At 72.6% G+C, this 23,421-nt stretch carries 23 protein-coding genes and 1 tRNA gene; 11 read left to right on the forward strand and 13 right to left on the reverse strand.

Annotation, left to right across the window (positions count from 1 at the left end):
- Entirely contained in the window at window positions 1-621 is a 621-nt protein-coding gene (locus OG207_RS01565; protein WP_266607919.1) for an L-threonylcarbamoyladenylate synthase, read from the forward strand.
- Between the two features lie 30 nt (window positions 622-651).
- Here OG207_RS01565 and OG207_RS01570 read toward each other — a convergent pair whose 3' ends face one another.
- Genes OG207_RS01570 through OG207_RS01580 form a run of 3 tightly spaced genes read right to left on the reverse strand, consistent with a single transcriptional unit; the run spans window position 652 to window position 5,837 of the window.
- Window positions 652-2,805, reverse strand: a complete 2,154-nt coding sequence (locus tag OG207_RS01570) for a bifunctional serine/threonine-protein kinase/ABC transporter substrate-binding protein (RefSeq protein ID WP_329095127.1) — start codon at window positions 2,803-2,805, stop codon at window positions 652-654.
- A 6-nt stretch (window positions 2,806-2,811) separates the two neighbouring features.
- Window positions 2,812-4,974: a bifunctional serine/threonine-protein kinase/ABC transporter substrate-binding protein gene (locus OG207_RS01575; RefSeq protein ID WP_329095129.1), complete on the reverse strand. Its 2,163-nt coding sequence runs from the start codon at window positions 4,972-4,974 to the stop codon at window positions 2,812-2,814.
- Complete coding sequence (locus OG207_RS01580; protein ID WP_329095131.1) at window positions 4,974-5,837, reverse strand: hypothetical protein; 864 nt, start codon at window positions 5,835-5,837, stop codon at window positions 4,974-4,976. The genes OG207_RS01575 and OG207_RS01580 overlap by 1 nt, the downstream gene beginning before the upstream one ends.
- 197 nt (window positions 5,838-6,034) lie before the next feature.
- Here OG207_RS01580 and OG207_RS01585 point away from each other — a divergent pair, with 197 nt between their 5' ends.
- Entirely contained in the window at window positions 6,035-6,769 is a 735-nt protein-coding gene (locus OG207_RS01585; protein WP_329095133.1) for a beta-glucanase, read from the forward strand.
- On the opposite strand, the gene OG207_RS01590 is transcribed toward OG207_RS01585, so the two are convergent.
- The 4 genes from OG207_RS01590 to OG207_RS01605 form a co-directional block, all read right to left on the reverse strand.
- Complete coding sequence (locus tag OG207_RS01590) at window positions 6,749-7,459, reverse strand: ribonuclease H family protein (RefSeq protein WP_329095135.1); 711 nt, start codon at window positions 7,457-7,459, stop codon at window positions 6,749-6,751. The genes OG207_RS01585 and OG207_RS01590 overlap by 21 nt on opposite strands.
- A 39-nt stretch (window positions 7,460-7,498) precedes the next feature.
- Window positions 7,499-9,100, reverse strand: coding sequence for a sensor histidine kinase (locus OG207_RS01595; protein WP_329095137.1), 1,602 nt, complete (start codon window positions 9,098-9,100; stop codon window positions 7,499-7,501).
- 105 nt (window positions 9,101-9,205) lie between these two features.
- On the reverse strand, window positions 9,206-10,000 hold the full coding sequence (locus OG207_RS01600) for an ABC transporter permease (protein ID WP_329095139.1): 795 nt from the start codon (window positions 9,998-10,000) through the stop codon (window positions 9,206-9,208).
- 5 nt (window positions 10,001-10,005) lie between these two features.
- Complete coding sequence (locus OG207_RS01605) at window positions 10,006-10,950, reverse strand: ABC transporter ATP-binding protein (RefSeq protein WP_329095141.1); 945 nt, start codon at window positions 10,948-10,950, stop codon at window positions 10,006-10,008.
- 157 nt (window positions 10,951-11,107) lie between these two features.
- On the opposite strand from OG207_RS01605, the gene OG207_RS01610 reads away from it, so the two are divergent.
- Entirely contained in the window at window positions 11,108-11,770 is a 663-nt protein-coding gene (locus tag OG207_RS01610; protein WP_443072856.1) for a response regulator, read from the forward strand.
- A gap of 109 nt (window positions 11,771-11,879) precedes the next feature.
- On the opposite strand, the gene OG207_RS01615 is transcribed toward OG207_RS01610, so the two are convergent.
- Window positions 11,880-12,272 carry a MerR family transcriptional regulator gene (locus OG207_RS01615; protein ID WP_329095145.1) on the reverse strand — a complete coding sequence of 131 codons (393 nt, stop codon included), beginning with the start codon at window positions 12,270-12,272 and terminating at the stop codon, window positions 11,880-11,882.
- A 50-nt stretch (window positions 12,273-12,322) separates the two neighbouring features.
- On the opposite strand from OG207_RS01615, the gene OG207_RS01620 reads away from it, so the two are divergent.
- On the forward strand, window positions 12,323-13,606 hold the full coding sequence (locus OG207_RS01620) for an MFS transporter (RefSeq protein WP_329095147.1): 1,284 nt from the start codon (window positions 12,323-12,325) through the stop codon (window positions 13,604-13,606).
- 580 nt (window positions 13,607-14,186) lie between these two features.
- Here OG207_RS01620 and OG207_RS01625 read toward each other — a convergent pair.
- The gene (locus tag OG207_RS01625) at window positions 14,187-14,390 is read right to left on the reverse strand and encodes a cold-shock protein (protein WP_030384970.1); all 204 of its coding nucleotides are present in this window, start codon (window positions 14,388-14,390) and stop codon (window positions 14,187-14,189) included.
- Between the two features lie 288 nt (window positions 14,391-14,678).
- On the opposite strand from OG207_RS01625, the gene OG207_RS01630 reads away from it, so the two are divergent.
- The 5 genes from OG207_RS01630 (at window position 14,679) to OG207_RS01650 (ending at window position 18,789) form a co-directional block, all read left to right on the forward strand.
- Window positions 14,679-14,752 (forward strand) — tRNA-Met (locus OG207_RS01630).
- A 353-nt stretch (window positions 14,753-15,105) separates the two neighbouring features.
- The gene (locus OG207_RS01635) at window positions 15,106-15,603 is read left to right on the forward strand and encodes a SigE family RNA polymerase sigma factor (protein WP_329095149.1); all 498 of its coding nucleotides are present in this window, start codon (window positions 15,106-15,108) and stop codon (window positions 15,601-15,603) included.
- On the forward strand, window positions 15,596-16,081 hold the full coding sequence (locus tag OG207_RS01640) for a hypothetical protein (protein ID WP_329095150.1): 486 nt from the start codon (window positions 15,596-15,598) through the stop codon (window positions 16,079-16,081). Before OG207_RS01635 ends, OG207_RS01640 begins: the two co-directional genes overlap by 8 nt.
- 130 nt (window positions 16,082-16,211) lie before the next feature.
- Entirely contained in the window at window positions 16,212-17,459 is a 1,248-nt protein-coding gene (locus OG207_RS01645; RefSeq protein WP_329095151.1) for a mannosyltransferase family protein, read from the forward strand.
- A gap of 100 nt (window positions 17,460-17,559) precedes the next feature.
- Entirely contained in the window at window positions 17,560-18,789 is a 1,230-nt protein-coding gene (locus tag OG207_RS01650; RefSeq protein WP_329095154.1) for a serine hydrolase domain-containing protein, read from the forward strand.
- A 53-nt stretch (window positions 18,790-18,842) separates the two neighbouring features.
- Here OG207_RS01650 and OG207_RS01655 read toward each other — a convergent pair whose 3' ends face one another.
- Window positions 18,843-19,118, reverse strand: coding sequence for a hypothetical protein (locus OG207_RS01655; RefSeq protein WP_329095155.1), 276 nt, complete (start codon window positions 19,116-19,118; stop codon window positions 18,843-18,845).
- A gap of 77 nt (window positions 19,119-19,195) precedes the next feature.
- Entirely contained in the window at window positions 19,196-19,690 is a 495-nt protein-coding gene (locus tag OG207_RS01660; RefSeq protein WP_329095157.1) for a barstar family protein, read from the reverse strand.
- Window positions 19,691-19,818: 128 nt separating this feature from the next.
- On the opposite strand from OG207_RS01660, the gene OG207_RS01665 reads away from it, so the two are divergent.
- Window positions 19,819-20,274: a hypothetical protein gene (locus tag OG207_RS01665; RefSeq protein ID WP_329095159.1), complete on the forward strand. Its 456-nt coding sequence runs from the start codon at window positions 19,819-19,821 to the stop codon at window positions 20,272-20,274.
- Between the two features lie 16 nt (window positions 20,275-20,290).
- On the opposite strand, the gene OG207_RS01670 is transcribed toward OG207_RS01665, so the two are convergent.
- Window positions 20,291-20,959 (reverse strand): response regulator transcription factor, encoded by a 669-nt coding sequence (locus tag OG207_RS01670; RefSeq protein ID WP_329095161.1) that lies wholly within the window; start codon window positions 20,957-20,959, stop codon window positions 20,291-20,293.
- Window positions 20,956-22,194 carry a sensor histidine kinase gene (locus OG207_RS01675; protein ID WP_329095163.1) on the reverse strand — a complete coding sequence of 413 codons (1,239 nt, stop codon included), beginning with the start codon at window positions 22,192-22,194 and terminating at the stop codon, window positions 20,956-20,958. The genes OG207_RS01670 and OG207_RS01675 overlap by 4 nt, the downstream gene beginning before the upstream one ends.
- Window positions 22,195-22,442: 248 nt before the next feature.
- On the opposite strand from OG207_RS01675, the gene OG207_RS01680 reads away from it, so the two are divergent.
- Window positions 22,443-23,210 carry an IS5 family transposase gene (locus tag OG207_RS01680; protein ID WP_329095165.1) on the forward strand — a complete coding sequence of 256 codons (768 nt, stop codon included), beginning with the start codon at window positions 22,443-22,445 and terminating at the stop codon, window positions 23,208-23,210.
- The last annotated feature ends 211 nt before the right edge of the window (window positions 23,211-23,421 follow it).

Raw genomic sequence — 23,421 nt, forward strand, 5'->3', positions numbered from 1 at the left:
ATGGCGAAATACTTCGACGTACACCCCGAGAATCCCCAGCGACGCACCATCGACAACGTGGTCGACATGATCCGCGGCGGGAAGCTCGTCGCATACCCGACCGACTCCTGCTTCGCGCTGGGCTGCCAGCTCGGCAACCGCGACGGCATCAGCCGGATCCGGTCGATCCGGAACCTGGACGACCGTCACCACTTCACCCTCGTGTGCCAGAACTTCGCGCAGCTGGGCCGGTTCGTGCAGATCGACAACGACGTGTTCCGCGCCATCAAGGCGGCGACTCCCGGCAGTTACACCTTCATCCTCCCCGCGACCTCGGAGGTGCCGCGCCAGCTGCTGCACCCGAAGAAGAAGACGGTCGGGGTCCGGATCCCCGACCACGTCGTCACGCAGGCCCTGCTCGCCGAACTCGGCGAGCCGCTGCTCTCCAGCACCCTGCTGCTGCCCGACGAGGCCGAGCCGATGACCCAGGGTTGGGAGATCAAGGAGCGGCTCGACCACGAGGTGGACGCCGTACTGGACTCGGGTGACTGCGGCACCGAGCCGACCACCGTGATCGACTTCTCCGGTGGTGAGGTCGAGATCGTGCGCCGGGGCGCGGGCGACACCACCCGGTTCGAGTAGCCGCACCGGGCCCGCGGCCCCGACCCCCGGTCACCGCCCGGCCCCGGGGCGCAGGTCCGAGTAGATCCCCAAGTACCGGTACGTGCCGGATTCGACCTGGTAGAGGTGGCCGGTACCGCCTCTGGTCAGCACGTGCGAGTTGGAGTCGAAGGACAGTCGCTTGGCCAGGCCTCCGTGGGCCGTCCGGAAGATCCGGCGGGTCACGCCCGCCCGGTCCCGCCCCTCTACCCCCAGGCCGGTCAGGGTCTCGGCGAGCAGTCCCACGGCGTCGTACGCCTCGGTGGCCCAGCGGGCGGGCGGTTGCCCGTACGCGGCACGGTGGGCGGCGACGAACTCGGCGGCGGCGGGGACGGCGAGCGGGTCGGTGAACAGGGCGGCGAACACCCAGCCGTCGGCGGCCGGACCGGCCTCCGTCAGGAAGGCCGGTTCCATGGCGTGCTGGAGGCCCATCCGCCGGCCCTGGAACCCGCCCTCGGTCAGGGCACGGGCCATCCGGGCCGCGCGCTGCGGTGAGGTGCCGGCGTAGACGACGGCCTCGGCCCCGGCCTCGGTCAGCGCGCGTGCGGCGCCGGCGAAGTCGGAGCTGCCCGCCGGGATCCGGTGGACGCTGAGCGTGCCCTGCGACGGCGGTGTCTGTTGCAGGTACTGGATGACCGGGAAGACGGGCTCGCTACCCTCCACGTCCTCGACCAGGCCCGTACGGTGGACGAGCCGGATCCGGCTGAGGTAGTCGATCACCGGGAGGGCGAGCTGGTCGCCGGCCGGGCGGGTGGCCACCACCGTGCGCCATGTCTCCCGGGTGAGGGCGGTCTCGGGGCTGTCTGCGGATACCAGCAGCAGGGCGAGATCGGCCGCGCCGCAGGCGACGGCCAGTTCGGGCACGGGGGCGTCCCAGGTGGGTCCGGTGAGCGCGACCACTGCGGGGTCGGCGGCGAGCTCCTTGACCACTTGCGTGGCGCGGGTGGCGTCCCCGCCGTCGTCGGCGATGCGCAGGGCCAGCCGGAACGGGGCGTCCGACCGGCTGTTGTGCCGCTCCACGGCGAGCTTCATGCCGCGCTCGTGGGCCTGGCCGGTCTCCTTGCCGGGCCCGGTCAGGTCGGCCTGGAGGGCGAGGGTGTGGGTGGCGAGCGCGCGGGCGGGCGGTGGTGTTCTGCCGCGGGCCCGGCCGCGGGTGGTGAACCAGGCGACCGGCGCGCCGATGACGGCCAGACCCGCGCCGGCGCCGAGCAACCGTCTGCGCGTGAGGCCCCGGACGGCCGCCTCCGGCGCATCGATCCGTGTCGGTTCCGGGGCGGGCATGTCCAGGGCCCTGGTGGAGCGTTCGGCGATCAGGCGGGGCAGCGGGGGCGGCAGCCAGTCCTCGCCGTCCGGGCCGGGGAGGTCCGCTCCGAGTACGGCGTCCAGCTCGTCCGGGGTCGGCCGGGCCGCCGGGTCCTTCGCCAGGCAGGCCAGCACCGTGTCGAGCAACTCCGTTGGCAGTCCGGAGAGATCGGGCTCGTCGTGCACCGTACGGTAGACCACCGCGGCCGCGTGTCCGCCGCCGAAGGGACCGTGCCCGGTCGCCGCGTACGCCAGGACGCAGCCGAGGGAGAACACGTCGCTCGGGGCGCCCGCTACGGCGCCGTCCGTGCGGGCCTGCTCCGGTGCCAGGTATCCCGGGGTGCCGAGGACCGCGTCCACGGCGGTCAGCGTGACCGCGCCCTCGGCGCGCGCGATCCCGAAGTCGATCAGCCGGGGCCCGTCCGGGGCGAGCAGGATGTTGCCCGGTTTGACGTCGCGGTGGACGAGTCCGGCGGCGTGCACCTGCGCGAGTGCCTCGGCGAGCCGCGCGCCCAGGGTGCGCACGGCCCGGACGGGCAGCGGACCGTACCCGCCCACGGCCTCGGCCAGAGAGGGACCGGGGACGTAGGGGGTGGCCAGCCAGGGCTCGCGCGCCTGCGGGTCGGCGGCGACGACCGGGACCACCCAGCGCCCGGTCAGCTGCCCGGCGGCCTCCACCTCGCGCCGGAACCGGGCGCGGAAGTCCGGGTTCGCGGCGTGGTCGGCGCGGATGACCTTGACGGCAACCAGGGTTCCAGCGGCGGAGCGGGCGAGGTACACGGTGCCCATGCCGCCCGAACCGAGGCGTCCCAGCAGCCGGTTGCCGCCGATCGCGGCCGGATCGGCGGGGGTGAGCGGGCGCATCCGGGGTTATCCCGGCGCGGGCTGGACGGCCGGGCCGACGTAGCGCATCCGGCCCCCTTCCACCTGGTGCGTGAAGTAGACGTTGCCCTTGACCTGGCGTCGCTCGTCAAAGGCGTATTCCTTGGTCAGGCCCCGGAAGGTGCCCTGGGTGAGCGCGGTGAGCAGCGCGGAACGGGTCGGGCGCGTGCCGCCCGCGGCGGCGGTGACCAGCCGGTCGATGATCAGTCGGGTGGCGTCGAAGGCTTCGGCGGTCCAGATGTCGGGGGCGGATCCGTACGCCGCCCGGTGCGCCCGGGTCACCTCCGCGACCTCGGGGGCCTCCGGGCCGGTGTACGGGGTGAAGAACTGCCAGCCTTCGGCCGCCCGGCCGGCGGCGCCGAGGAACTCGGGGCCGGCGATGGTGTAGTCGGCCGCCCGGGAACCCTTGAAACCGGCGGCGGCCAGCAGCCCGGCGACCTTGGCCCCGCCGGCCGGGGTGCCGGTGTAGAAGAAGCCGTCGATGCCGTGGGCGAGCAGATCGGTGACCACCGGGGCGAAATCGGTGACTCCGCGCGGCACGACGCGCCCGTAGTAGGTGGCCTCGGGTGCGAAGGCGCCGATGGTGCGGCTGATCAGTTGGACCGCCTGCAAGGTGTCCGTGTCCCCGGCGCGGTCGCTGAGGATGCCCATCCGCCGGACGCCCTGCCGGCCGGCGAGTTGCAAGTTGACGAAGGCGGCCTGGCCGGAGGAGATCGGGCAGCTCTGGAAGAAGCTGCGCCGGTCGGTGATGCTGAAGGTCGTCGCCAGGGCGGAGACGGTCACCAGGGGGACGGAGCTCTCGCCGTAGAGCTCCAGGCACGGGATCACGGAGTCGTTGCCGGTGGGGCCGACCACGGCGAACAGGTCACGGTTGGCGATGAGTCCGGTGGCGACGGCCGCCGAGCGGTCCGCCTTCCCGCCGTCGTCGGCGGTGGCGACGGTGAGCGTGAAGGGCTTTTCCTTCCGGGAGTTGAAGGCGTCGACGGCGAGCCGCACCCCGCGCTCCTGGGCCTGTCCGGCGGCCTTCTGCGGGCCGGAGAGGTCGGCGTGCACACCGATCACCCACTGCCGCGGGGCGTCCGCGGCCGGGGTGCCGGGCTCGTCCTGGTCGCGCAGCGCCAGCCAGGCGGCCAGGCCGCCGCCGGCCGCGAGGACGGCGCCGCCGGAGGCGAGGGCGAGGAACCGCCTGCGGGTGGGCGCCGGCGCGGCCGTGCCGGGCGCGGGGGCGGCGTCCGGGTCGGCGACGGTCTCGTCGATGCCGGGCAGGGCGAGCAGTGCGGCGGCTCGTTCGGCGATGGTGGCGACGACCGGGTCGGGCAGCCAGTCGGTGCCCTCCCCCGGGGTGTCCTCGGTCAGTGCAGCGTCCAGCTCGCGCACGCCGGGGCGGATGTCGGGGTGTTTGGCGACGCAGGTGCGCAGCAGCGCGGTGAGTTCGGGGTCGGCGAGGACCTCGGGGCCGAAGTCGGGTTCGTCGTGGACCGTGCGGTAGAGCACCGCGTCCACGGTGCCGGTGCCGAAGGGCAGCCGTCCGGTGGCGGCGTACGCGAGGAGGCAGCCGAGCGAGAAGACGTCGCCGGCCGGTTCGGCGGGGCGGCCCTCGGCCTGCTCGGGCGGGAGGAAACCGGGGGTGCCGAGTACGGCGCCGGCGGAGGTCAGGGCGGTGTGCTCGCCGCCGCGGGCGATCCCGAAGTCGATCAGCCGGGGACGGTCCATGCCGAGGAGGACGTTCCCGGGCTTCACGTCGCGGTGTACGAGGCCCTGCTCGTGCATCACCGCGAGGGCCCGGGCCATGGCTTTGCCGAGGATCCGTACGGCGCGCAGCGGGAGCGGGCCGTGGGCCCCGACGGCCTCGGCGAGGGAGGGTCCGGCGACGAAGGAGGTGGCGAGCCAGGGTTCGGTGGCGTCCGGGTCGGCGCCGGTGATGCGGACGGCCCAGGGGCTGTCCACCTCGGCGGCGATCTCGGCCTCGCGCCGGAAGCGGGCCCGGAAGTCGGCCTCTTCGGCGTACTCCGCACGGATCACCTTGACCGCGGCGAGCGCGCCGTCGTCGGTCCGGCCGAGGTAGACGACGCCCATGCCGCCGGCGCCGAGGCGCCCGAGGAGCCGGTGGCCGCCGATCCGGGAGGGGTCAGAGGGATGGAGCGGCTCCATCAGCCCGCCGCCTTTCCGAGCTCCTGCTTGGCCAGGTACATCATCTGGCCGGTGCCCTTGGCCACGTAGGCGGTCAGGTCGCCGTCGGCGACGCCCTGCGCGCCCTTGGCGGCGATGGCCACGGTGACGGGTCCGTACTGGGCCTGGGACCAGGTGTAGGGGTAGGGGCCGCCGTCCTGCTCGCTGACGTACTTGCCGGTTTCGGTGAAGGCGTCCTCGGTCCATTCGTTCATCTGCTCGCCGAGGTAGAAGGCGCCGCCCCACAGATCCTTGAGGTCCTCGCCCTCACGCAGCTTCTGCTCCGGGCACCGCAGGACCTCTTCCATGGCGCGGGCGGTCTCCCAGCCGGATTCCTCGCGGTTGTGGTGAACGGTGACCGTGGCGTTGACCCGCACGCGGCCGCGGCCGTCCTTGGCCGGGACGTGGAAGTGGCGGGTGCTCGTGGCGAGCACGTCGTCCGGTAGGCCCTCGGTCTGCCAGACGCAGGCCTCGTCGAGCACGGGCCAGCGGCCGGGGCCGCTCTCGAACGGGGCGCTGCGCACCACCTCGGGCCCGAGGTCCTGTTCGGCGATGATGATCCGGGCGAGCAGGTCACGGGCCTCGGCGGCCGTCTTCGGCTGCTTGGACTCGTCGACCGGGGGCATCGGGATCCGGGCGGAGCTGCTCGGTCGGGCGGCCGGGGTGCTCGCGCCGGGGCTGCCCGTGCCCGACGGCGTGTCCGACGGCGCGGCCGACGTGCCCGGGGTGCCGCTCGCGGCACCGCCCTTCGACGTGCTGTCGGCCGTGCACCCTGCGATGAGGAAGAGTCCCGCCACCGCGCAGCCGCAGGCGCGCAGGACGGCCTTCCCTCTGCTCTCTCCCACCAGTCCCCCCACGGCACGGATCGTACCCCGCCGCGGTCCCGCCTAACTGGCTTATGAAAAACGGATGTTGGGGTCTCGTTTATCCCGTGGCTCCGGCCGGCATCCGGGCGGAGAAAACACAAACCGGTCCACCGGTATGTAACGCACCGCGACCGGGCATGCTGCAAGAGCGTCAATCCATGGGGAAGGAGCCGCTCATGCTCACTCAGGTTCTCTCTTGGCTCCGACGGCTCACAGGACGCTCCACCGGTACCCCTACCGATGGGGCCGCACCGCTGAGCGCCCGGGCCCCGGTCTTCACCGCGGACTTCAGGTCGACCACCCAGTGGGTCGCCGGCCGGTCCTGGGCGTATCCGAACGGTGGCCCCACCAACACCGGTGACAACAAACTCGACTACCTCGTGGCCGATCCCTCCTACAGCCGCACCGGCACCTTCCGGGCGACCCGCCGCCCGGACGGCAAGTGGAACGCGGGTCTGCTGACCACCGAGGGCAGCGACGAGGGGTTCATGGTGCGGACCGGTGACGTACTGGAGTCCCGGGTGCGGCTGCCCTCCGAGATCGGTGCCTGGCCTGCGATCTGGACCTGGCTGGACGGCGGCAACGAGATCGACGTCTTCGAGTACCACCCCGACAATCCCGACCTGCTCGAACTCTCCAACCACGTCAGGGGCGGCTCGCGCTACCACCGGGACTCCTCCATCGCCCCCGGCGGCTGGATCGACCTCAAGGTCGAGTTCGGGTCGCGCTCGGTCGTGTGGTGGGTCAACGGCACCCGGGTCTTCGCCGACCGCCGGGGAGTCGGGCGCAACTGGCGGGCGTACCTCATCGTCAACCTGTCCGTGTGCGCCGGGCGCTACCACCCGGCGCCCGCCCCGGGCGTGTCCCAGATGTCCTACGCGGTGGAGTACCTACGCGTCCACCGCCCCTAGCGAACCGCAGGCCTGGTGACCCCACCGGCTGCCGTTCTTGGTGATCATGTCGCCTGCCGCGTAGGGCTTTCCACAGGCGCAGCTACCGGGGAACTTCGCCTTGATGGCCCGGGATCCGCCGCCGCCCGTCGCGGTGCGCGCGGACGAACGCTTCCCCGGCGCGGCCGCCTTACGGCGCGCGGGGGAGGCCGCGGCCGGAGCGGGAACCGGCATCTGCGTGCTGCCGAGGGCGGTTCCGGCAGCCTCCTGCCTGACCGCCGCGTCGCTGGCGGCCTGGTCGGCGATCGCGTTCAGGTGGTCGCCGTCCTCGCGGTGCGCGGGAACGTACTGGAAGGTGACGTCACGGTCGGCCAGCAGCCGGTCGATCGCCTCGACCAGTTCCCGGTTGGCGACGGGCTGGCCGGAGGCGGTCTTCCACCCGTTGCGCTTCCAGCCCGGCAGCCACTGCGTCACGGCCTTCATCGCGTACTGGGAGTCCATCCGCACCTCGACGGGCGTCCCCGGGTCCACTGCCTCCAGCAGCCGCTGGAGGGCGGTCAGCTCCCCGATGTTGTTGGTGGCCCGTCCCAGCGGGCCGGCCTCCCAACGCTCCGGGCGCCCTTGGGCGTCGGCGATGACCCAACCCCAGCCGGCCGGACCGGGATTACCTTTGGCCGCTCCGTCACAGGCGGCGATGATGCGATCAGACATCCCCTGATCATGCCTCATCCGCCGGGGCTCCCCGATCGCTCAGCCGGGCAGCACGTCCTTGGCCACCAGCCGGGAGCCCGCGTAACACAGCCGGTAGACGTCGACCTGATCGAGGAGGTTGCCGTTCGAGCGGTAGTACGCGCACACGGTGCCGGGGGGTACGGGCAGCGCCCGCACGGCGTCCGGGACGTACCGGAACTGCTGCTCCGGAAGGAACCGGGCCACTTCTGCGACGTCCTGGCCGACCCGGACCTCGGCGAAGTCCGCGGGGCGCAGGACACAGGTGGTCAGCTGCTGGGCCAGGTAGGCGCAGGAGGCGAGGGTCACGAGGCCGAACCCCACGGGGGCGGCGAACGCGGCGACGAACCGGTACCGGGCGCCGCGCCGGGCGACGGCGAGCCGCCGCGCCGATGCGGAGCCGGCCTGCTCCCCGGGCTCCCCGGGCTCCCCGGTGCTTCTCCCCCGCCCCGGGCTCACCTGGTCCGGCAGCGTGGCGAGGACCTCGAAGCCGCCTTCCCTGGGTGCGGCGTGCAACGTTCCACCGATGAGCAGGACCCTTTCGCGCAGGCCGGTCAGGCCGCGGTGTCCCGGGTCCCGCCCCACGGCGCCCCCCGGGCCTGCGGCCGGTGAGCCGGCCCGCGGCGCGGAGTTGGTCACCCGTACCTCGGTCCGGTCCGTCTGCTGGGCGATGTTGACGTGGACCGTGCTGCCGGGCGCGTGCTTGATCGCGTTGGTCAGCGACTCCTGGACCACGCGGTACGCACTGCGGTCGACCAGGGGCGGCAGGGACCGCGGCGGACCTTCCCGCCGCAGGTGCACCATGACCCCGGACTCCCTGGTCCGGGCGACGAGTTCCTCCACCGGTTCCACGGACGAGGCCGTCGGCTCCGCACCGTCGGAGCCGTCCCGCAGCACCCCGACGGTGTCCCGGAGGTGACCCACGGCGTCGGAGACGGCAGCGCGCAGCACGGCCAGGTCCGCCCGGTCCTGGCCGGTCAGCGTGGGCGAGAGTTCCAGGGCCCCGGCGCGCAGGGCGATGAGGCTCAGTTCGTGGCCGAGCGAGTCGTGCATGTCCGAGGCGATCCGGGTGCGTTCGCGCAGCCGGGCCTGCTCGGCCACGGACCGCTGCCGCTGTTCGAGGCTGCGCGCCCGCTGCCAGCCCTCGTGCACCAGGGCCAGCCTGGCCCGCCGGTAGCGACCGGCCAGCCAGGGCAGGAGGAGGGCCGCGGGAATGAACGACATCGCGTAGAACCAGTACACGGCGCCGACGCCCAGGACGGCGCACAGTGCCAGGTCGATGGTCGTGCAGGCTCCGAACAGCACCAGAGCGGGCCCCGTACGGTCCACCCGCAGGCCGAGGAGGTACGCCAGTACGGCCAGCGCCGTCAGGTACGGACTCGCCGTCGTGGTCGGATCTGCCAGACCCGAGGCGACGACCGCGTTGGCGAGGAACACGGCCGCCCCGGGCCGGGTCCGGCCGGCGGGCACCGCCACCGCCAGGACCAGGAGCGGCAGGACCAGGCCGAAGACCGGCGAGGGATGATGGGCCGCTTCCCGGTGGGCGAGGACCGCGGCGCCCGCCATCACCGCCCACAGCGCTGCGTCCCGCACGGCCGGCCCCCGCCCCGCGGCCGTCGACACGGCCCCCCGCATCCTCACACCCACCCCCGCCACTCCCCTCTCATCGGTCCCGCTGCTCCGGTCCGCCCCGGTTACCGCCCCGGTCACCGGCCGAGGCCAACCCTGTCACCCGTCGCGCCGCCGCAGTACGAACCGTCCGGTCACGTGGGCGGCGGCCGTCCAGGCGAGCACGATCAGGATCGCGACCACGGGCGGGTAGGGGGCGTCGCCGTCCGCGAGCATGAAGTGGCCGCCCGCGGTCTGCGGGAGGACGTCGTTCACCGCCAGGAGGACGGAGCCACCCAGTCCGGTACAGATGGTGGGGAGGGCGGAGACGAGCCCGAAGACAGCGGCCAGCGTGCCGACCGCGGTCCGCAGGGCGAACGCCACCCCCACCGTGAGCACGGCGACCAGGGCGCAGTACAGGCCCATCGCCAGGGTCTGGGCGACCGCCTTGCCCGGATCGAAGGACGCGTGGCCGCGGAAGGGCGCCCGGGCCACGGCCATGCCGAGGACGGCGAACAGGCATCCGGCGGTGAACGACACCGCCGCGGCGACGACCGCCTTGGCCAGTTGCAGGCGGTGTCTGACCGGCACCCACTGGAGCGAGGTGCGGACGCTGCCCGTCGCGTACTCGCTGGTGACCACGGTCATCGCGAGCACGACGATGACGAACTGACCGAGGATGACGGAGGAGACCGGGGCGTTGCCGAGCGGCTGGACGGGCTTGTCGTTGATCCGGGCGATGGAGCCGTAGTAGAAGGTGAAGACTCCCGTCAGCAGGATGCCGACGAGTAGGGAGACGTACGGCGTGCGGATGGACCACAGTTTGGTCCATTCCGCGCCGACCGCACCGGCGAAGCCGCCGCCCGCGGGAGCCGGGGCGGCGCGGCGCGCCGGGTCCGTCCTGGTGTCGGTCATCGGGGTCACACCTTCGCCGTTCGGGTCGCGTACTCGACGCTCTGTTCGGTCAGTTCCATGTAGGCCTGTTCCAAGGAGGCCGAGACGCTGTGCAGTTGGTGGAGAGGGATGCCGAGGCGGTGGGCGAGATCGCCGATCTCCCCGGCGGTCCTGCCCCTGACGACGATCTCGTTCCCCGCGCCGCCGCCGGGCGAGGGGGCGGGTTCGGCGGACACCCCGTCGTGGGCGAGCAGGCGGTCGGTCAGGGCGCGCAGGTCGTCGGGGCCGGCGGTGCGCACCCGTACCGATGCCGAGGCGCTCGCGGCGAGCAGCTCGGCCATGGGGGTGTCGGCCAACAGCCGGCCCCGGCCGATGACGACGAGCCGATCGGCCGTCAGCTGCATCTCGCTCATCAGGTGGCTGGAGAGGAAGACCGTACGGCCCTGCGCGGCCTGGGCACGGACGAGCTCGCGCACCCAGCGCACGCCGTCCGGGTCGAGGCCGTTGACCGGCTCGTCGAGGATGAGCACCTTCGGATCCCCAAGGAGGGCGCCCGCGATCCCGAGCCGCTGGTACATGCCCAGGGAGAACGCCCCGGCCCGTCGGCGCGCCACCGTGGCCAGGCCCACCGTCTCCAGGACCTCGTCGACCCGGCGCACGGGGATGCCGTTGCTGCGGGCCTGTGCGATCAGGTGGCTGCGCGCCGGACGGCCCGGGTGCAGGGCCTTCGCGTCGAGGAGGGATCCGACCTCGCGGAGCGGGTGGCGCAGCGACGCGTAGGGCTTCCCGTCGATGAGCGCGTGGCCGGCGGTGGGCCGGTCCAGGCCGAGGATCATCCGCATCGTGGTCGATTTCCCCGCGCCGTTGGGGCCGAGGAAGCCGGTCACCAGGCCCTCCTCGACGTCCAGGGTCAATCCGTCCACGGCGACGGTGTCGCCGTGGCGTTTGGTCAGGCCTCGTAGGGTTATCACGGTTTCCTTCCGGTGTCGTCGGTGCTGTGACGACCGTAGGAACCAGCAGGGCCGGCAGGCATCGCCCGCAGGTCGGCGATGGATCCCCGCCTTTCGTCAGGGGTCCCCGACGAACGGCCCGACCGCGGACCGGCGTTAGACTGCACCGGTGGTCGAGGTGCTGCTGGCGGACGACGAGGCGATGGTCCGGGCGGGCGTGCGCGCCATCCTGGCGCGGGATCCGGAGATCGAGGTCGTCGCCGAGGCGGCCGACGGGTACGAGGCCCTCGACGCCGTGCGCGCGCTCCGGCCCGCCGTCGCGCTGCTCGACATCCAGATGCCCCGGCTCGACGGGATCGCGGCGGCCGCACGGATCCACCGGGAGCTGCCCGACACTGCGGTGATCATGTTGACCACCTTCGGCGAGGACGAGTTCATCGGCCGCGCCCTGCGTGAGGGTGCCAGTGGGTTCCTGCTCAAAGCGGACGACCCCCGGGAACTGCTGGCGGGCGTGCACGCGGTGGCCGCGGGCGGCGCGTACCTCTCGCCGAAGGTCGCCGCCCGGGTCGTCGCCGGACTGCGCAGCGGGCGGATGGTGGGCGGCGGGCCCGCGCGGAACGCCGTGGAGGGGCTGACGGAACGGGAGAACGACGTCCTGGCGCTGCTCGGCACCGGTCTGTCCAACGCCGAGATCGCCGCTCGCCTCCTGCTGGTCGAGGGCACGGTGAAGGCACACGTGAGCGCGATCCTGGGCAAGCTCGGGGTACGGAACCGGGTGGAGGCTGCGATCGCCGCGTACGAGGCCGGGCTGGCCGAACGGGACCGTCGAGCGGGTCCTTGAGGAGGCCTCGATCGAGCCTTGGGCGGGCCTTGAGCAGGCTTCGAACGGGCCTTGAACGGGCCTTGAACGGCTTGATGGGGCCTTGAGCAGCATCGGCCGACCGCACCGATCAAGAGCCGGGGCCTTCGGCGGAGAGCAGCGCACACTTCTCGAAGTTCATGCATCCGCAGGCCAGGCAGTCGGCGACGGCGTCCCGCAGGATCTGCGTCTGCTCGATGAACCGGTCCAGTTCGGGGAGCTTGCTCTCGGCGAGGGCGCGCCACTGCCGGGTGGCACCGCGCTCGGCGTCGCCGTCGAGCAGGTCGCGGATCTCGGCGAGGGTGAATCCGGCCCGTTGGGCCATCTTGATCAGGGCGAGCCGCCGCACGGTGCCGGCCGGGTAGACGCGCCGGCCCGCGGCCCGTTCGGCGGGCGGCAGCAGACCGACGCTCTCGTAGTAGCGCAGCGCCGAGGGTCTCATCCCCACCTGCCGAGCGAGCTCACCGATCCCGAGCTGTCGCACCCGTCACTCCCCCTTGACTTCAAGTGCGCTTGAACCATGAGTCTGACCTGGTGACTCCCGTACAGACAACTCGCCTCCTCCCCCGGCCCTACCGGCCGCTGTTCGCCCATGCCGACTTCCGGCGGCTGCTGCCCGCTCTGGCGGCCTCCGATCTCGGTGACGGAATGAGCGTGGTCGCCGTGGCATGGCTGGCCATCGAGATCGCTCCGCCGGGGCGGTCCGGGATGCTCCTGGGGGCCGCACTCGCCGCGTACGCGCTTCCGGGGGCGGCCGGAGCACTGCTCTTCGGGCGGTGGCTGCGCCGGCTTCCCGCCGGGCGGCTGCTGGTGGCCGACAGCCGGATCCGCGCGGTGCTCCTCGGCTGTGTGCCGCTGGCCTGGGTCGCGGGGGTGCTGCACCCGGTGCTGTACGTGGCCCTGCTCGCGGGCTCGTCCGTCCTGCACGCCTGGGGGAACGCGGGCAGGTACTCCCTGATAGCCCAGATCCTTCCGCCCGATCAGCGGCTGGCCGCCAACGCGCTGGTCAGTTCCAGTGCCTCGGCCTCCATCGTCGTCGGCCCCGCGCTCGCCGGGTTCCTGGCGACGGTGATCAGCCCCGCCTTGCTCATCGGCCTCGACGCACTGTCCTTCGCCGTGCTCGCCGTCCAGGTCGGGCGACTGCGGGGTGCGGCGGCCGGGCAGGACGGGAAGGGGGCGACGGCCGCAACGGCCGCGCCCGTCGACGCCGACCGGTCGGCGGCCGGCCTGCGCCTGCTGCGCAAGCAGCCCGAGCTCCTCGGCGTCCTGGCCCTGACCTGGTTCTTCAACTTCCTCTACGGGCCGGCGGAGGTCGCGCTCCCATTGCACGTCACCGACGACCTGCACGCCGGGGCGGGCCTGCTCGGGCTGTACTGGACGCTGTTCGGCGCGGGCGCCGTGCTGGGTGGCCTGACCGCGGGCGTACTGCGCCGGTTCCCGCTCTGGCCGGTCACCCTGGGGATCGTCGCGGGCTGGGGGCTGGCGCTCGTACCCTTCGGCCTCGGCGCGCCGGTGGCTGTCACCCTCGCCTGCTTCACCCTCGGCGGCCTGATCTACGGACCGTTCACGGCGTTGTCCTACACCCTCTTCCAGGAACGCACCCCGCCCGCCTCGCTCACCACGGTCCTCGCCGCCCGCAGCGCCGCCCTGCTGACCGCCGGGCCGGTGGGCACCGCGCTCGGCGGCCCGCTGATCGCGCTCCTCGGGCCCCGGCAGGTGCTGGCCGCGTCGGGGATCGCGACCGTGGCGCTCGCCGTGATCGGGGCCGCCGTTCGGCTGCGGGGAGTACGTCGCGCCAGGACCCCTTCGCTCCTGTGACGACCGATCGGATCTCGTCCGCCAGCGTCCGGGCGGCCGTATCGGCCGCGCCGCCCACCAGGCGGGTCCGGGTGAGCCTGAAGGCCGGGCCAGGCCGCGGGCGCGGTCGGCGAAGGCGATGCTGCCGCCGCTTCCGTGGTGGCCGAAAGCCGTGCGTTCACCTGCCGGCCGTCCGGGGCAGGCCGACGAAGTGGCGCACGGTCTGGCCGAGGATCCAGCCGAAGGTCCAGCCACGTGGTGCCCGCTGGCGGAGCCCGGTTCCCACAGGGGCTCCGCGGGCGCGACGACCGCGCACACGGTGTCCCAGTCGATCGGCTCGCCGACCGGATGCCGCCACCTGGAGGCCACTCTCCCGACCGGAGTCGACGAGTTCCTGGAGCATTCCGCCGACCCGTGCCTGCACAACCGTGCTCAGCCTGTGGCCCACCCGGGCATGGCAGCGTGCGGAGCCGGGAGACGGATCAGGGCCGTGCGGCGGCGCCGCACGGCCCTGATCTTTCCCACGGCCCGTTCAGCGAACGGGCGGGACGGGGAAACGGTTCTCCGGAGCCCGGTGGTCACACCGGGCCGTCGTCCGGGACTAGGCGGGGGTGATGTTCTCCGCCTGCGGGCCCTTCTGACCCTGCGTGATGTCGAAGGTCACGGCCTGACCCTCCTGCAGCTCACGGTAGCCAGAGGCGTTGATCGCCGAGTAGTGGGCGAAGACGTCCGGGCCGCCACCGTCCTGGGCGATGAAGCCGAAGCCCTTTTCCGAGTTGAACCACTTCACAGTTCCCGTAGCCATGTTCATGCCTTCCCGTTGACGTACGTCTTCCACACGGCGTGGAAGACGGAGGTGATCGCCCTGGTCCTACGGCACAACACAGCAAAACTGCCCACACCAAAAGGCACGGGCAAGGCACTTGGAACCACGACAGCTACCCGTGAAGGTACACGCCTGCACGCACTGTCACCAGGGGGAATGATCTCGCCTTCAGGATGAGATTCAGCCCTTTCGCCCACACTCCGGACACGACCGCCCGTAAACGCGTCCAAGACCGCCCCCGAGATGCCGTAAGGTGAGGTCCACCGACGCGGGGTGGAGCAGCTCGGTAGCTCGCTGGGCTCATAACCCAGAGGTCGCAGGTTCAAATCCTGTCCCCGCTACTGATCAGAAGGGCCCGGATCCTCATGGATCCGGGCCCTTCTGCCGTGCCGGGCCCTTCTCCCCCGCACAGCACGGCGCATCGGCCGGCGTCGGGTCCGGGCGCGGGCGCGGGTCCCGATCCGGTTCCTTCCGCCGTCCGCTCCCCCGGACCGGTGCCGGCCCGGAGCCTGGCTCCACGTCACCCGGTGGCCCGTGGCGCCGCCGCCCCGCCGCGCCGTGGCCGCCGCGACGATGGGTACCCGACCCGCCGTGTGACGGCACTCACACAACGATCTGTCGTCCGGTGTCGACCGGATGGGGCGCGGCGTGCGTATGCCCGGTGAGAGGGACACATGGATTCGGGAGCGATTTTTTGACCATCGAGGAGTTCGAGGAGTTCTACGCGCAAGCGGCAGGACGGCTCACAGGACAGCTCTACGTGATGCTCGGCGACCACCACGAGGCACAGGACGTGGTGCAGGAAGCCTTCGTCAGAGGGTGGAGCCGCCGGCGTCAGCTGGACCGCGACGGCCGGCCCGAGGCGTGGATCCGCACTGTCGCGTGGCGACTCGCCGTCAGCCGCTGGCGCGGGCGGCGGCGCACCGCCGACGCCTGGCAGCGCACCGCCCCCGCCGCTCATGTGGACGGACCGGGGCCGGAGGCGGTGGCGCTGGTCGAGGCGCTGCGGCAACTGCCCCTGAAACAGCGCCGGACCATGGCGCTGCACTACGTGTGCGACCTGAGCGTCGAGCAGATCGCCGCCGAGACCTCGCTGTCCACCAGCACGGTCAAGACCCACCTGTCCCGGGGCAGGGTCGCGCTCTCCCGTCATCTGCAGGACCCCCGCATTGAGGAGGCTCCCGATGCCTGACTCCCACGACCCGCTGCGGTCCCTGTTCCGGGCAGCGGCCTCCGCCGGACAGTCCGCGAGCACGGCCCCGCCCGTCGCCGTCATCGAGCGGCGCGGCGAACGGCACCGCCGGCGCCGGATCGTCGGTATCGCCGCCGCCTGCCTCCTCGTCCTCGCCGGATCCGGTGCGGCCCTGTCCGTGTTCCTTCCGGGGGACCCGGGCCCGAACCTCCCCGCGACCACCCCCTCTCCCGCGGCCCCGTCCCCGACGTCCGCACCGCCCCCGCCGTCCAACTCCATGACGCCGACGCTCAACTCCACGACGCCGCCGTCCAACTCCATGACGCCGAGCCTGAATTCCATGACGCCGCCGCGCAGCACCACGCCGCCGCCGCTCAACAGCGTGCTGCCGTCGAGCAGCTCGACAGCGCCGCCGGTCGGTTCCACCGCGACCACGCGTCCGACCACGTCGGCCACGCCGCCCCAGTCGCCCCGGTAGTCCCCGCTTCCCGCCCCCTCCCTTCCCTCCTTCTTCTGCACCCCTCTCCCCGCAGCACACCGTCAGCGGACACCGGCCTGAACCAGGGCCGGTGGATCCGCACACCCTCAAACGGCCAGGAGATCCCGAGATGTCCGTTTCCGCCCCCCGTCGGCCGGCCGAGCTGCCCGGCTCGCCCACCGCCTGGCCCCCCGTACGCGAGACCGATCGCCGCCTCCGTCTCCTGCGCCGCGCCCGTCCTGCGTTCCTGCGGCTCGGCCCGGGTGAACGCGAGGTGGTGTGGCTGTACCTGCTGACCCGCGTCGGCATCTGGGCCACCGCGGGTGCCGTCAGCTGGCTGTTCCCGGCCGACGGCCAGGCCCGGCGGCCCGCCTCGGTCTTCTCGCCCTGGCAGCAATGGGACTGGTGGTTCTACCTCCACATAGCCCAGGACGGCTACTTCCCCGGCCAGGCGGGACCCTGGACGGCCGGCTGGGACAACCGGGAGGCCTTCCTGCCCGGTTTCCCCCTCACCCTGCGCGTCGTCCACACCGTGGTCCCCGACTGGGCCGCTGCCGGGGTACTGATCTCGTTCCTCTCGGGAGGCGTCGCCGTCCTGGCCCTCGCCCGGATCGCCCGCCATCACCTGGCCGACCTCGAAACGGGCCGCCGTGCGGTGGCCTTCCTGCTGCTCTCGCCGTGCGCCGTGTTCCTGGCCGCGGGTTACACCGAGGCGCTCTTCCTCGCCCTGGCCCTGCCCGCCTGGCTGGCGGCGCAGCGCCAGAACTGGCCCGCGGCCGCGGCACTGGCCTGCCTCGCCTGCTCGGTCCGCGTCACGGGCCTGTTCCTCGCGGCCGCCCTCGCCCTGCACTTCGTCCTCACCGCCCGCGGCCGTACCGCCTGGCGCTCGGCCCCGTGGCTCCTCCTGCCGGCCCTCGCCCCGGCCCTCTACAGCTGGTACCTGCACAGCTGGACCGGGGACTGGATGGCCTGGAAGCACTCCCAGGAGCGCGGCTGGTACCGGGACTTCCACGCACCGTGGGAGGCCTGGGCGAACACCTGGGAGGCCGCCTTCCACCACGTCCAGCCCACCGGGTACGCGTTCATGTGGCAGGCCGAACTCCTCGCGATGGTGGTCGGCGTCGTGCTCCTGGCCCTGCTGGTGCGGGGCCGCCGCTGGCCCGAGGCCCTGTACATCGGCCTCACCCTGTGGGCCCTGGGCACCTCCTACTGGTACACGTCCGTGCCCCGCTCCACCCTCCTGTGGTGGCCGCTGTGGATCGGCCTGGCCTCGTGGAGCCTGAAGCGCCCCCGGATCCAGACCGCCTACCTCTACGTCGTGACTCCCCTCTCCACCGTGGTCGCCATCACCTTCCTGACGGGCCGCTGGGCCGGCTAGTGCTGTGGCCGAGGTGGCGTCGACTGGCCGGTCGCGCACGGTGGGCGTTCCATCGAAGGGTGGGCCTCGTCCCCAGGGGCCCTTCGCGGAGGAGGTCGCCGTGACCGGAGTGAGCACCGCGCACCCGGGCCGGGCCCGGACGGCGCTGCTGTGCGCCACCGCCCTGCTCGGCACGGCCTTGCCGGCCGGTGGCGCGTGGGCGGCGACCGGGGCGGGGGCCGCGACCACGTCGTGCGTGGCGTCCACCGAGCCCTCGGGGGGCGAGGCGAAGCAGATCCTGGACATCGCCAGGGCCGCGCAGAAGGAGCTGGACCTGAACGCGGTCGTCCTGCGGGTCACGCGCGACGGGCGGGAGATCGTCACCGGAGCCCTCGGCGAGTCGATGACGGGGGTCCCGGCCACGGCGGACATGCACTTCCGGGCCGGTTCGGTGGCCATCGTCTACATGGGCATCGCCATGCTGCAACTCGTCGAGGACGGCAAGGCCGGCCTCGACGACCCGGTCTCGCGCTGGCTCCCGGACGCGCCGCACGCCGACGAGATCACCTTGCGCATGCTCGGCGCCTCCACCTCGGGCCTGCGCGACTACGTGCCGGACCCGAAGTTCCTCGCGGCCCTGTACGCCGATCCGTTCCGCCAGTGGACCCCCGACGAACTCGTGGGCATCTCCGCCGCCCACCCGCTGCTCTACGAGCCGGGGACGAGCTGGAGCTACTCCCACGCGAACTTCGTGCTCCTCGGGCAGGCCCTGGAGAAGATCTCCGGCATGCCGCTGGCCAAGGTGATGGAGCAGCAGATCACCGGGCCCGCCGGGCTAGACAACACCCGCAACAGCTTCACGCCCCAGATCGAGGAGCCCGTCCTGCACTCGTTCGACGCGGAGCGCGGCAAGTACGAGGAGTCCACCTACTGGAACCCTTCCTGGACCACCGCCCCCGGCGCGGTCCTGAACACACACATCTGCGACCTGGCCCGCTCGGCCGAGGTCGTGGGTACGGGTGAGCTCCTGTCGCCGCAGAGCTTCAAGGTCCAGCTGGACCCGGGCACGGTGGGCCTCGGCGGCAACACCCCCGGCTGCGCGCCCAAGGACTGCTTCCGCCAGCTTCCGGCCCGGCACTTCGGCTACGGCGTGATCGTCCAGAACGGCTGGATCCAGTCGAACCCGTCCTTCGCGGGTTACGCCGCGATCCAGGCGTACCTCCCGAGCGAGCGCCTGGCCATCGCGGTGTCCACCACGGTCGGTCCCAAGAGCCCCGAGAACAACACGGCGCAGACCATCGCCGGCCGGATCGCCGCCGTCCTGGCCCCCGAGAACTCCCTGGCGGGATAACGGCGTCGCCCGCCGCACGGACCCGCCCGACCCGCGCCCGGTCAGGCGCCCGGTCAGTCGCCCGAGAAGGCGATCCTCAGGTCCGTCTCCCGACGGCATCGCAGGCCCCAGGTCAGCAGGGTGGCCATGACCTCGCGTTCCGCACCGTGCAAGCGGGTCAGGTCCGAGGCCTCCAGTTCCCGCACCATTCGGGCCACCGCTCCACCACGGAGCACGGTGTCCGCGTACGGGTCCACGTCCGCAAGGGTGGGCAGCCCGGGGCGCCCGGGGCGCCCGAGCCGCTCGATCGCCGCCCGGAACGCGTCTTCGGCGATGATCCGCTCCAACATCCCCGTTGCCGGACGCGGCCCGGGCTTCCGGCGCGTCCGAGCGGTGGACACCCCACGCCGAAGTTCGATGACGAGCGTCACGGAGCCCCTTCCACGATGCGCGGTGGCGACGCGACCGTCTCGTCCCAGCACAGGCGCAATTGCTCCCGCAGGTCCGTAACGGATGCTGCCGCACAGGACATCACGATCACGAGCCTGCTCAGGTCGACGCCGTCGGACCGCCGTGTGAAGGACCATCGCCGGCCCGCCCGCAGAAGCGTCCTGAAGAGCAATTGCCGTGCGTCGGCATCGTCCGGCAGCACCTCGTCCGCAGCCTCGACGATGAACACGTAGCGGTCCGCGGGCAGTAGCCGGTGCAGATCGCGCAGGCAGTCGAGGAGGGCGTTCCAGTTCCACCCGAAGTAGTCCGGCAGCTTCAGTCGGTCGTAGAACTGCAGGAAGACCGCGTCCGTGTCCCGCATCTCACGACCGTCGAGGCGCACCGCGTACGTCCTGCCGGTCTCGGGCAGCAACAGATCGACAGGTAGCGCGCCTTGTTCCGGTACGACGTGCACCCAGGGCACGGTGTGCACACTGCCACCTCCCCCGCGACGGTCCGGGCACCCGGCTTCGCCCGCACCCTATCCGGCTCCCCGCCCCCGCGTTGAGGGGGGAGCGGAGCCCGACGTCCCCGGGGGCGGCATGCGGCATCATCTGGATCATGACGCATCCCTCCCTGCCGACCACCGAGTCGGCCGTCGGCGCAATACGGGCCGTCGCGGACGAGTACCGGCTGGCCGTGTCCGTCACGGATGACATCGGCGCCGACCAGACGTCGCGGCGGGCCTCCTCGGCCCTGTTCTCCGTCCTCGACCCCAACGGATCCCTGCCCCACGAGGCCTTCGTCGAACTGGGCGGCAGCCCGACCGTCAGCGTGCGGATCTTCCCCGAGGACGACGCGAAGATCACCGTCGACGGGGTGGAGTTCGACGACGTCCCCCGGGACTCCGTCCCCGCGTTCCTACGGTCCGTCTACGGCGGACTGGCCTTCGTGAAGGGGCGGTTCTTCCCGCCGGGGTACTGGCTCTCCGTCCCCCTGCCCGGCGACGAAACGTACCGGGAACGCGTCGGGGGCCCCTCGCTCACGCCCTGGCTCTCGGGCCGCGTCCGTCCCTGAGGTCGAAAGACACCCCCTAGAGCAGGCCGTGGTCGCGGGCGTAGATGGCGGCGTGCGTCCGGTCGCGCAGGCCCAAACGGGACAGGACGCGGGAGATGTGGTTCTTGACCGTGCCCTCGCTGAGGAAGAGGTGGCCCGCGATCTCGCGGTTGGTGGAGCCGGTGGCGATCAGCCGCAGTACATCGGTCTCGCGCTCGGTGAGCGCCGAGAGGGCGGGGGCGGGGGCCGGGGGCGGGGGCACCGGGCGGGAGGCTCCGGCCGCGAGCCTGCGGGCCACCGCGGCGTCGAGCTGGGCCACGCCCGCGTGTGCCAGGCGTACCGCGGCGGCCAGTTCGGCCGAGGGCAGGTTCTTCAGGAGGTAGCCGATGGCGCCCGCCCCCAGGGCCCGGCCGACGTACTCGTCGTCGTCGAAGGTCGTCAGCATGATCACCTTGCAGTCGGGGGCCCGGTCGGCCAGTTCGGCGACGGCGGTCACCCCGTCCATGACGGGCATCCTGATGTCCATGAGGACCACGTCCGGGTGGTGGGCCACGGCCGCCTCGACCGCCTGCCGGCCGTCCGGCACGGCCCCGATCACGGTGATGCCGGGCTGGATCCCGAGGAGCGAGGCGATGCCCTCGCGAACGAGCTCCTGGTCGTCCACGACCAGCACGCGCACCGTGCCGGCGACGGAATCCGCCGTCATCGTCCGGCCCGCCCCACCGTTGCGGGGACGCGGGGCACCGTTACGGTGAGCACGGTCCCGCGGCTCGGCGCCGCCTCGACCCGGACCCGGCCCCCGAGCGGGGCGAGGCGTTCGCGCATGCCGAGCAGGCCGAAACCGCCCTGGCCCGGTGGTGGGTTGGCGGGGAAGCCGCGGCCGTCGTCGGCCACCACGAGGCGCGCCTCGTCCTCGCCGAAGACCGCTGACAGCCGGACCTGGCTCGCGCCCGCGTGGCGCCGCACGTTGGTGAGTCCCTCCTGCGCCGCCCGGTACAGCGCGGCGAGGGCTTCGGAGCGGTGGCCGTGCTCGTCCCCGGAGAGGCTGAGCGTGACCACCGGCGGTGCGGCGTCCACGTGGTGCACGAGGTCGGCCAGCGCGGTGGACAGCAAGAACCCGTCGTCCTCGTCGCGCATCGCCCGGACCGACCGGCGGACGTCGTCGAGGGCGCGGACCGCGGAGAGGCGTGCATCGGCCACGGCCCGTTCGGCGGTTTCCGGGTCGGTCGCCCGGAAGGCCGACGCCTTCTCGAGTTGGATGGCGATCGCCGTGAGGTGATGGCCGAGGCCGTCGTGGAACTCCCGGGCCAGCCGGTTGCGTTCGCGCACCGTCGAGAGCTGGGCGACCTGCGCGGCGTACGCGGTCAGTTGCGCATGGGAGTCCCGCAGTTCGTCCACGGTTTCCCCGAGCCTCAGGCGGGCCTCTTGCTCCCGTACGGCGACCGTGGCCATCGTGACGGCGAGCAGCAGGGCGAGGCCGGACATCAGCAGGTCGGTGACCGTGTCGGGCCGCAGGTACCACTCGGGGACCCGCAGGAGGTTCCCCGCAAGGATCACCGCGAGGCAGGCCACCCCCAGCGCGATACCGCTGCGGCGGCCGAAGGCGAAGTAGGCGGTGAGCGGCAGCAGTACGAACAGCGCCCGCGAAACGCCCGTCGGGTCCAGGGCGCTCGCCACGGCGAACAGCGCGAGGCGTGACACGAGCAGTGCGAGGGCAGGGCGGACGGGCGTGCGCTGCGGGTGGCGACGCCGCTCGGCCACGTCGAGGGCCGCCAGGAGCAGCAGGCTCACGGCGAACCCGCCGAGGGCGCGCGGGTCGGCGGGACCGGCCGCCACCACACCCCCGTAGAGCCCGCCGGCCAGCACGACGGCGTGGACGAGGGGCGGCAGCCACGGCAGCGGGCGTGCGGGCCCGGTGGCCGGGTTCGGCAGCGCGGTCATCGGTTCCCTCTCCTGGAGTGCGGACGCGGCCTGCGGGCCCGCCGACGTCGAACGATACGCGCGGCAGACGGTGCGGCGGCTCCTGACGGCTTCCCGGGCCCGTCGTAGTGACGAACTTCGGCCGGAGGTCATGTGCCGTCCGGCGGTGGGTGCTTGCGCGGTGTGGCCGCTCGGCATCTGGGGCCGGGCGCCCCGGTCTTCCTAAGGGCTGTCCCGTAACTGCTGGTCGCGGGTGAGATGATCTTGGTGTGGGTGGTGTGATCACGGCGTCGGAGCCGTCTTGGATAGCCCCGTTCACCGGGCTGAGCCCGCGTGCCTTCGGGAAGCTGGTGACGGTTCTGCGGCGGGAGGGGGCGGATGCGGTCCGCAAGGGCCGACCGTGGAGCCTTCCGCTGGAGGACCGGGCCCTGCTGGTGGCGGCGTACTGGCGGACGAACTTGACGATGCGCCAGCTCGCTCCTCTCTTCGGGGTCTCGAAGTCGGCGGCGGACCGGATCATCGACCACCTCGGGCCGATGCTCGCGCTGCAGCCCCGCAAGAGGTTCGCGAAGGACACTGTGCTGATCGTAGACGGCACCCTGGTGCCCACCCGCGACCACGCCATCTCGGCGCAGTCGAAGAACTACCGGTACTCCACGAACCACCAGATCGTCATCGACGCCGACACGCGCCTGGTCGTCGTGGTCGGCCGGCCGCTCGCGGGAAACCGCAACGACTGCAAGGCCTGGGAAGAGTCCGGCGTCAAAGCCGCCGTCGGCGAAACACTCACGATCGCCGACGGCGGCTATCCCGGCACCGGACTCGTCATGCCCCACCGCCGCCGGAAGGGCGAAGACCTGCCCGACTGGAAGCAGGCGCACAACAAGTCCCACAAGCAGGTCCGTGCCCGCGTCGAGCACGTCTTCGCCCGCATGAAGACCTGGAAGATCCTCCGTGACTGCCGTCTCAAAGGCGACGGCGTTCACCACGCCATGCTCGGCATCGCCCGCCTGCACAACCTCGCCCTCGCCGGATAGGCGGCGACCCGCACCACCACGACCAACCACACCAGCGTCGACTCAAAGATCAGTTACGGGACAGCCCTTAGCCTCGGAACACCGGACGGCAGGTCGGGTCCGCCGATGACAGCGGAAGAAGCAAATGCCACGGATTTCAGAGCCGACGCAGCCGACGCTGCCGACGCAGCTATCGCAGATCACGCAGATGACGCAGAGGCCAGAGAAGGCA

This window comes from Streptomyces sp. NBC_01439 (assembly GCF_036227605.1).
Classification (GTDB): Bacteria; Actinomycetota; Actinomycetes; order Streptomycetales; family Streptomycetaceae; genus Streptomyces.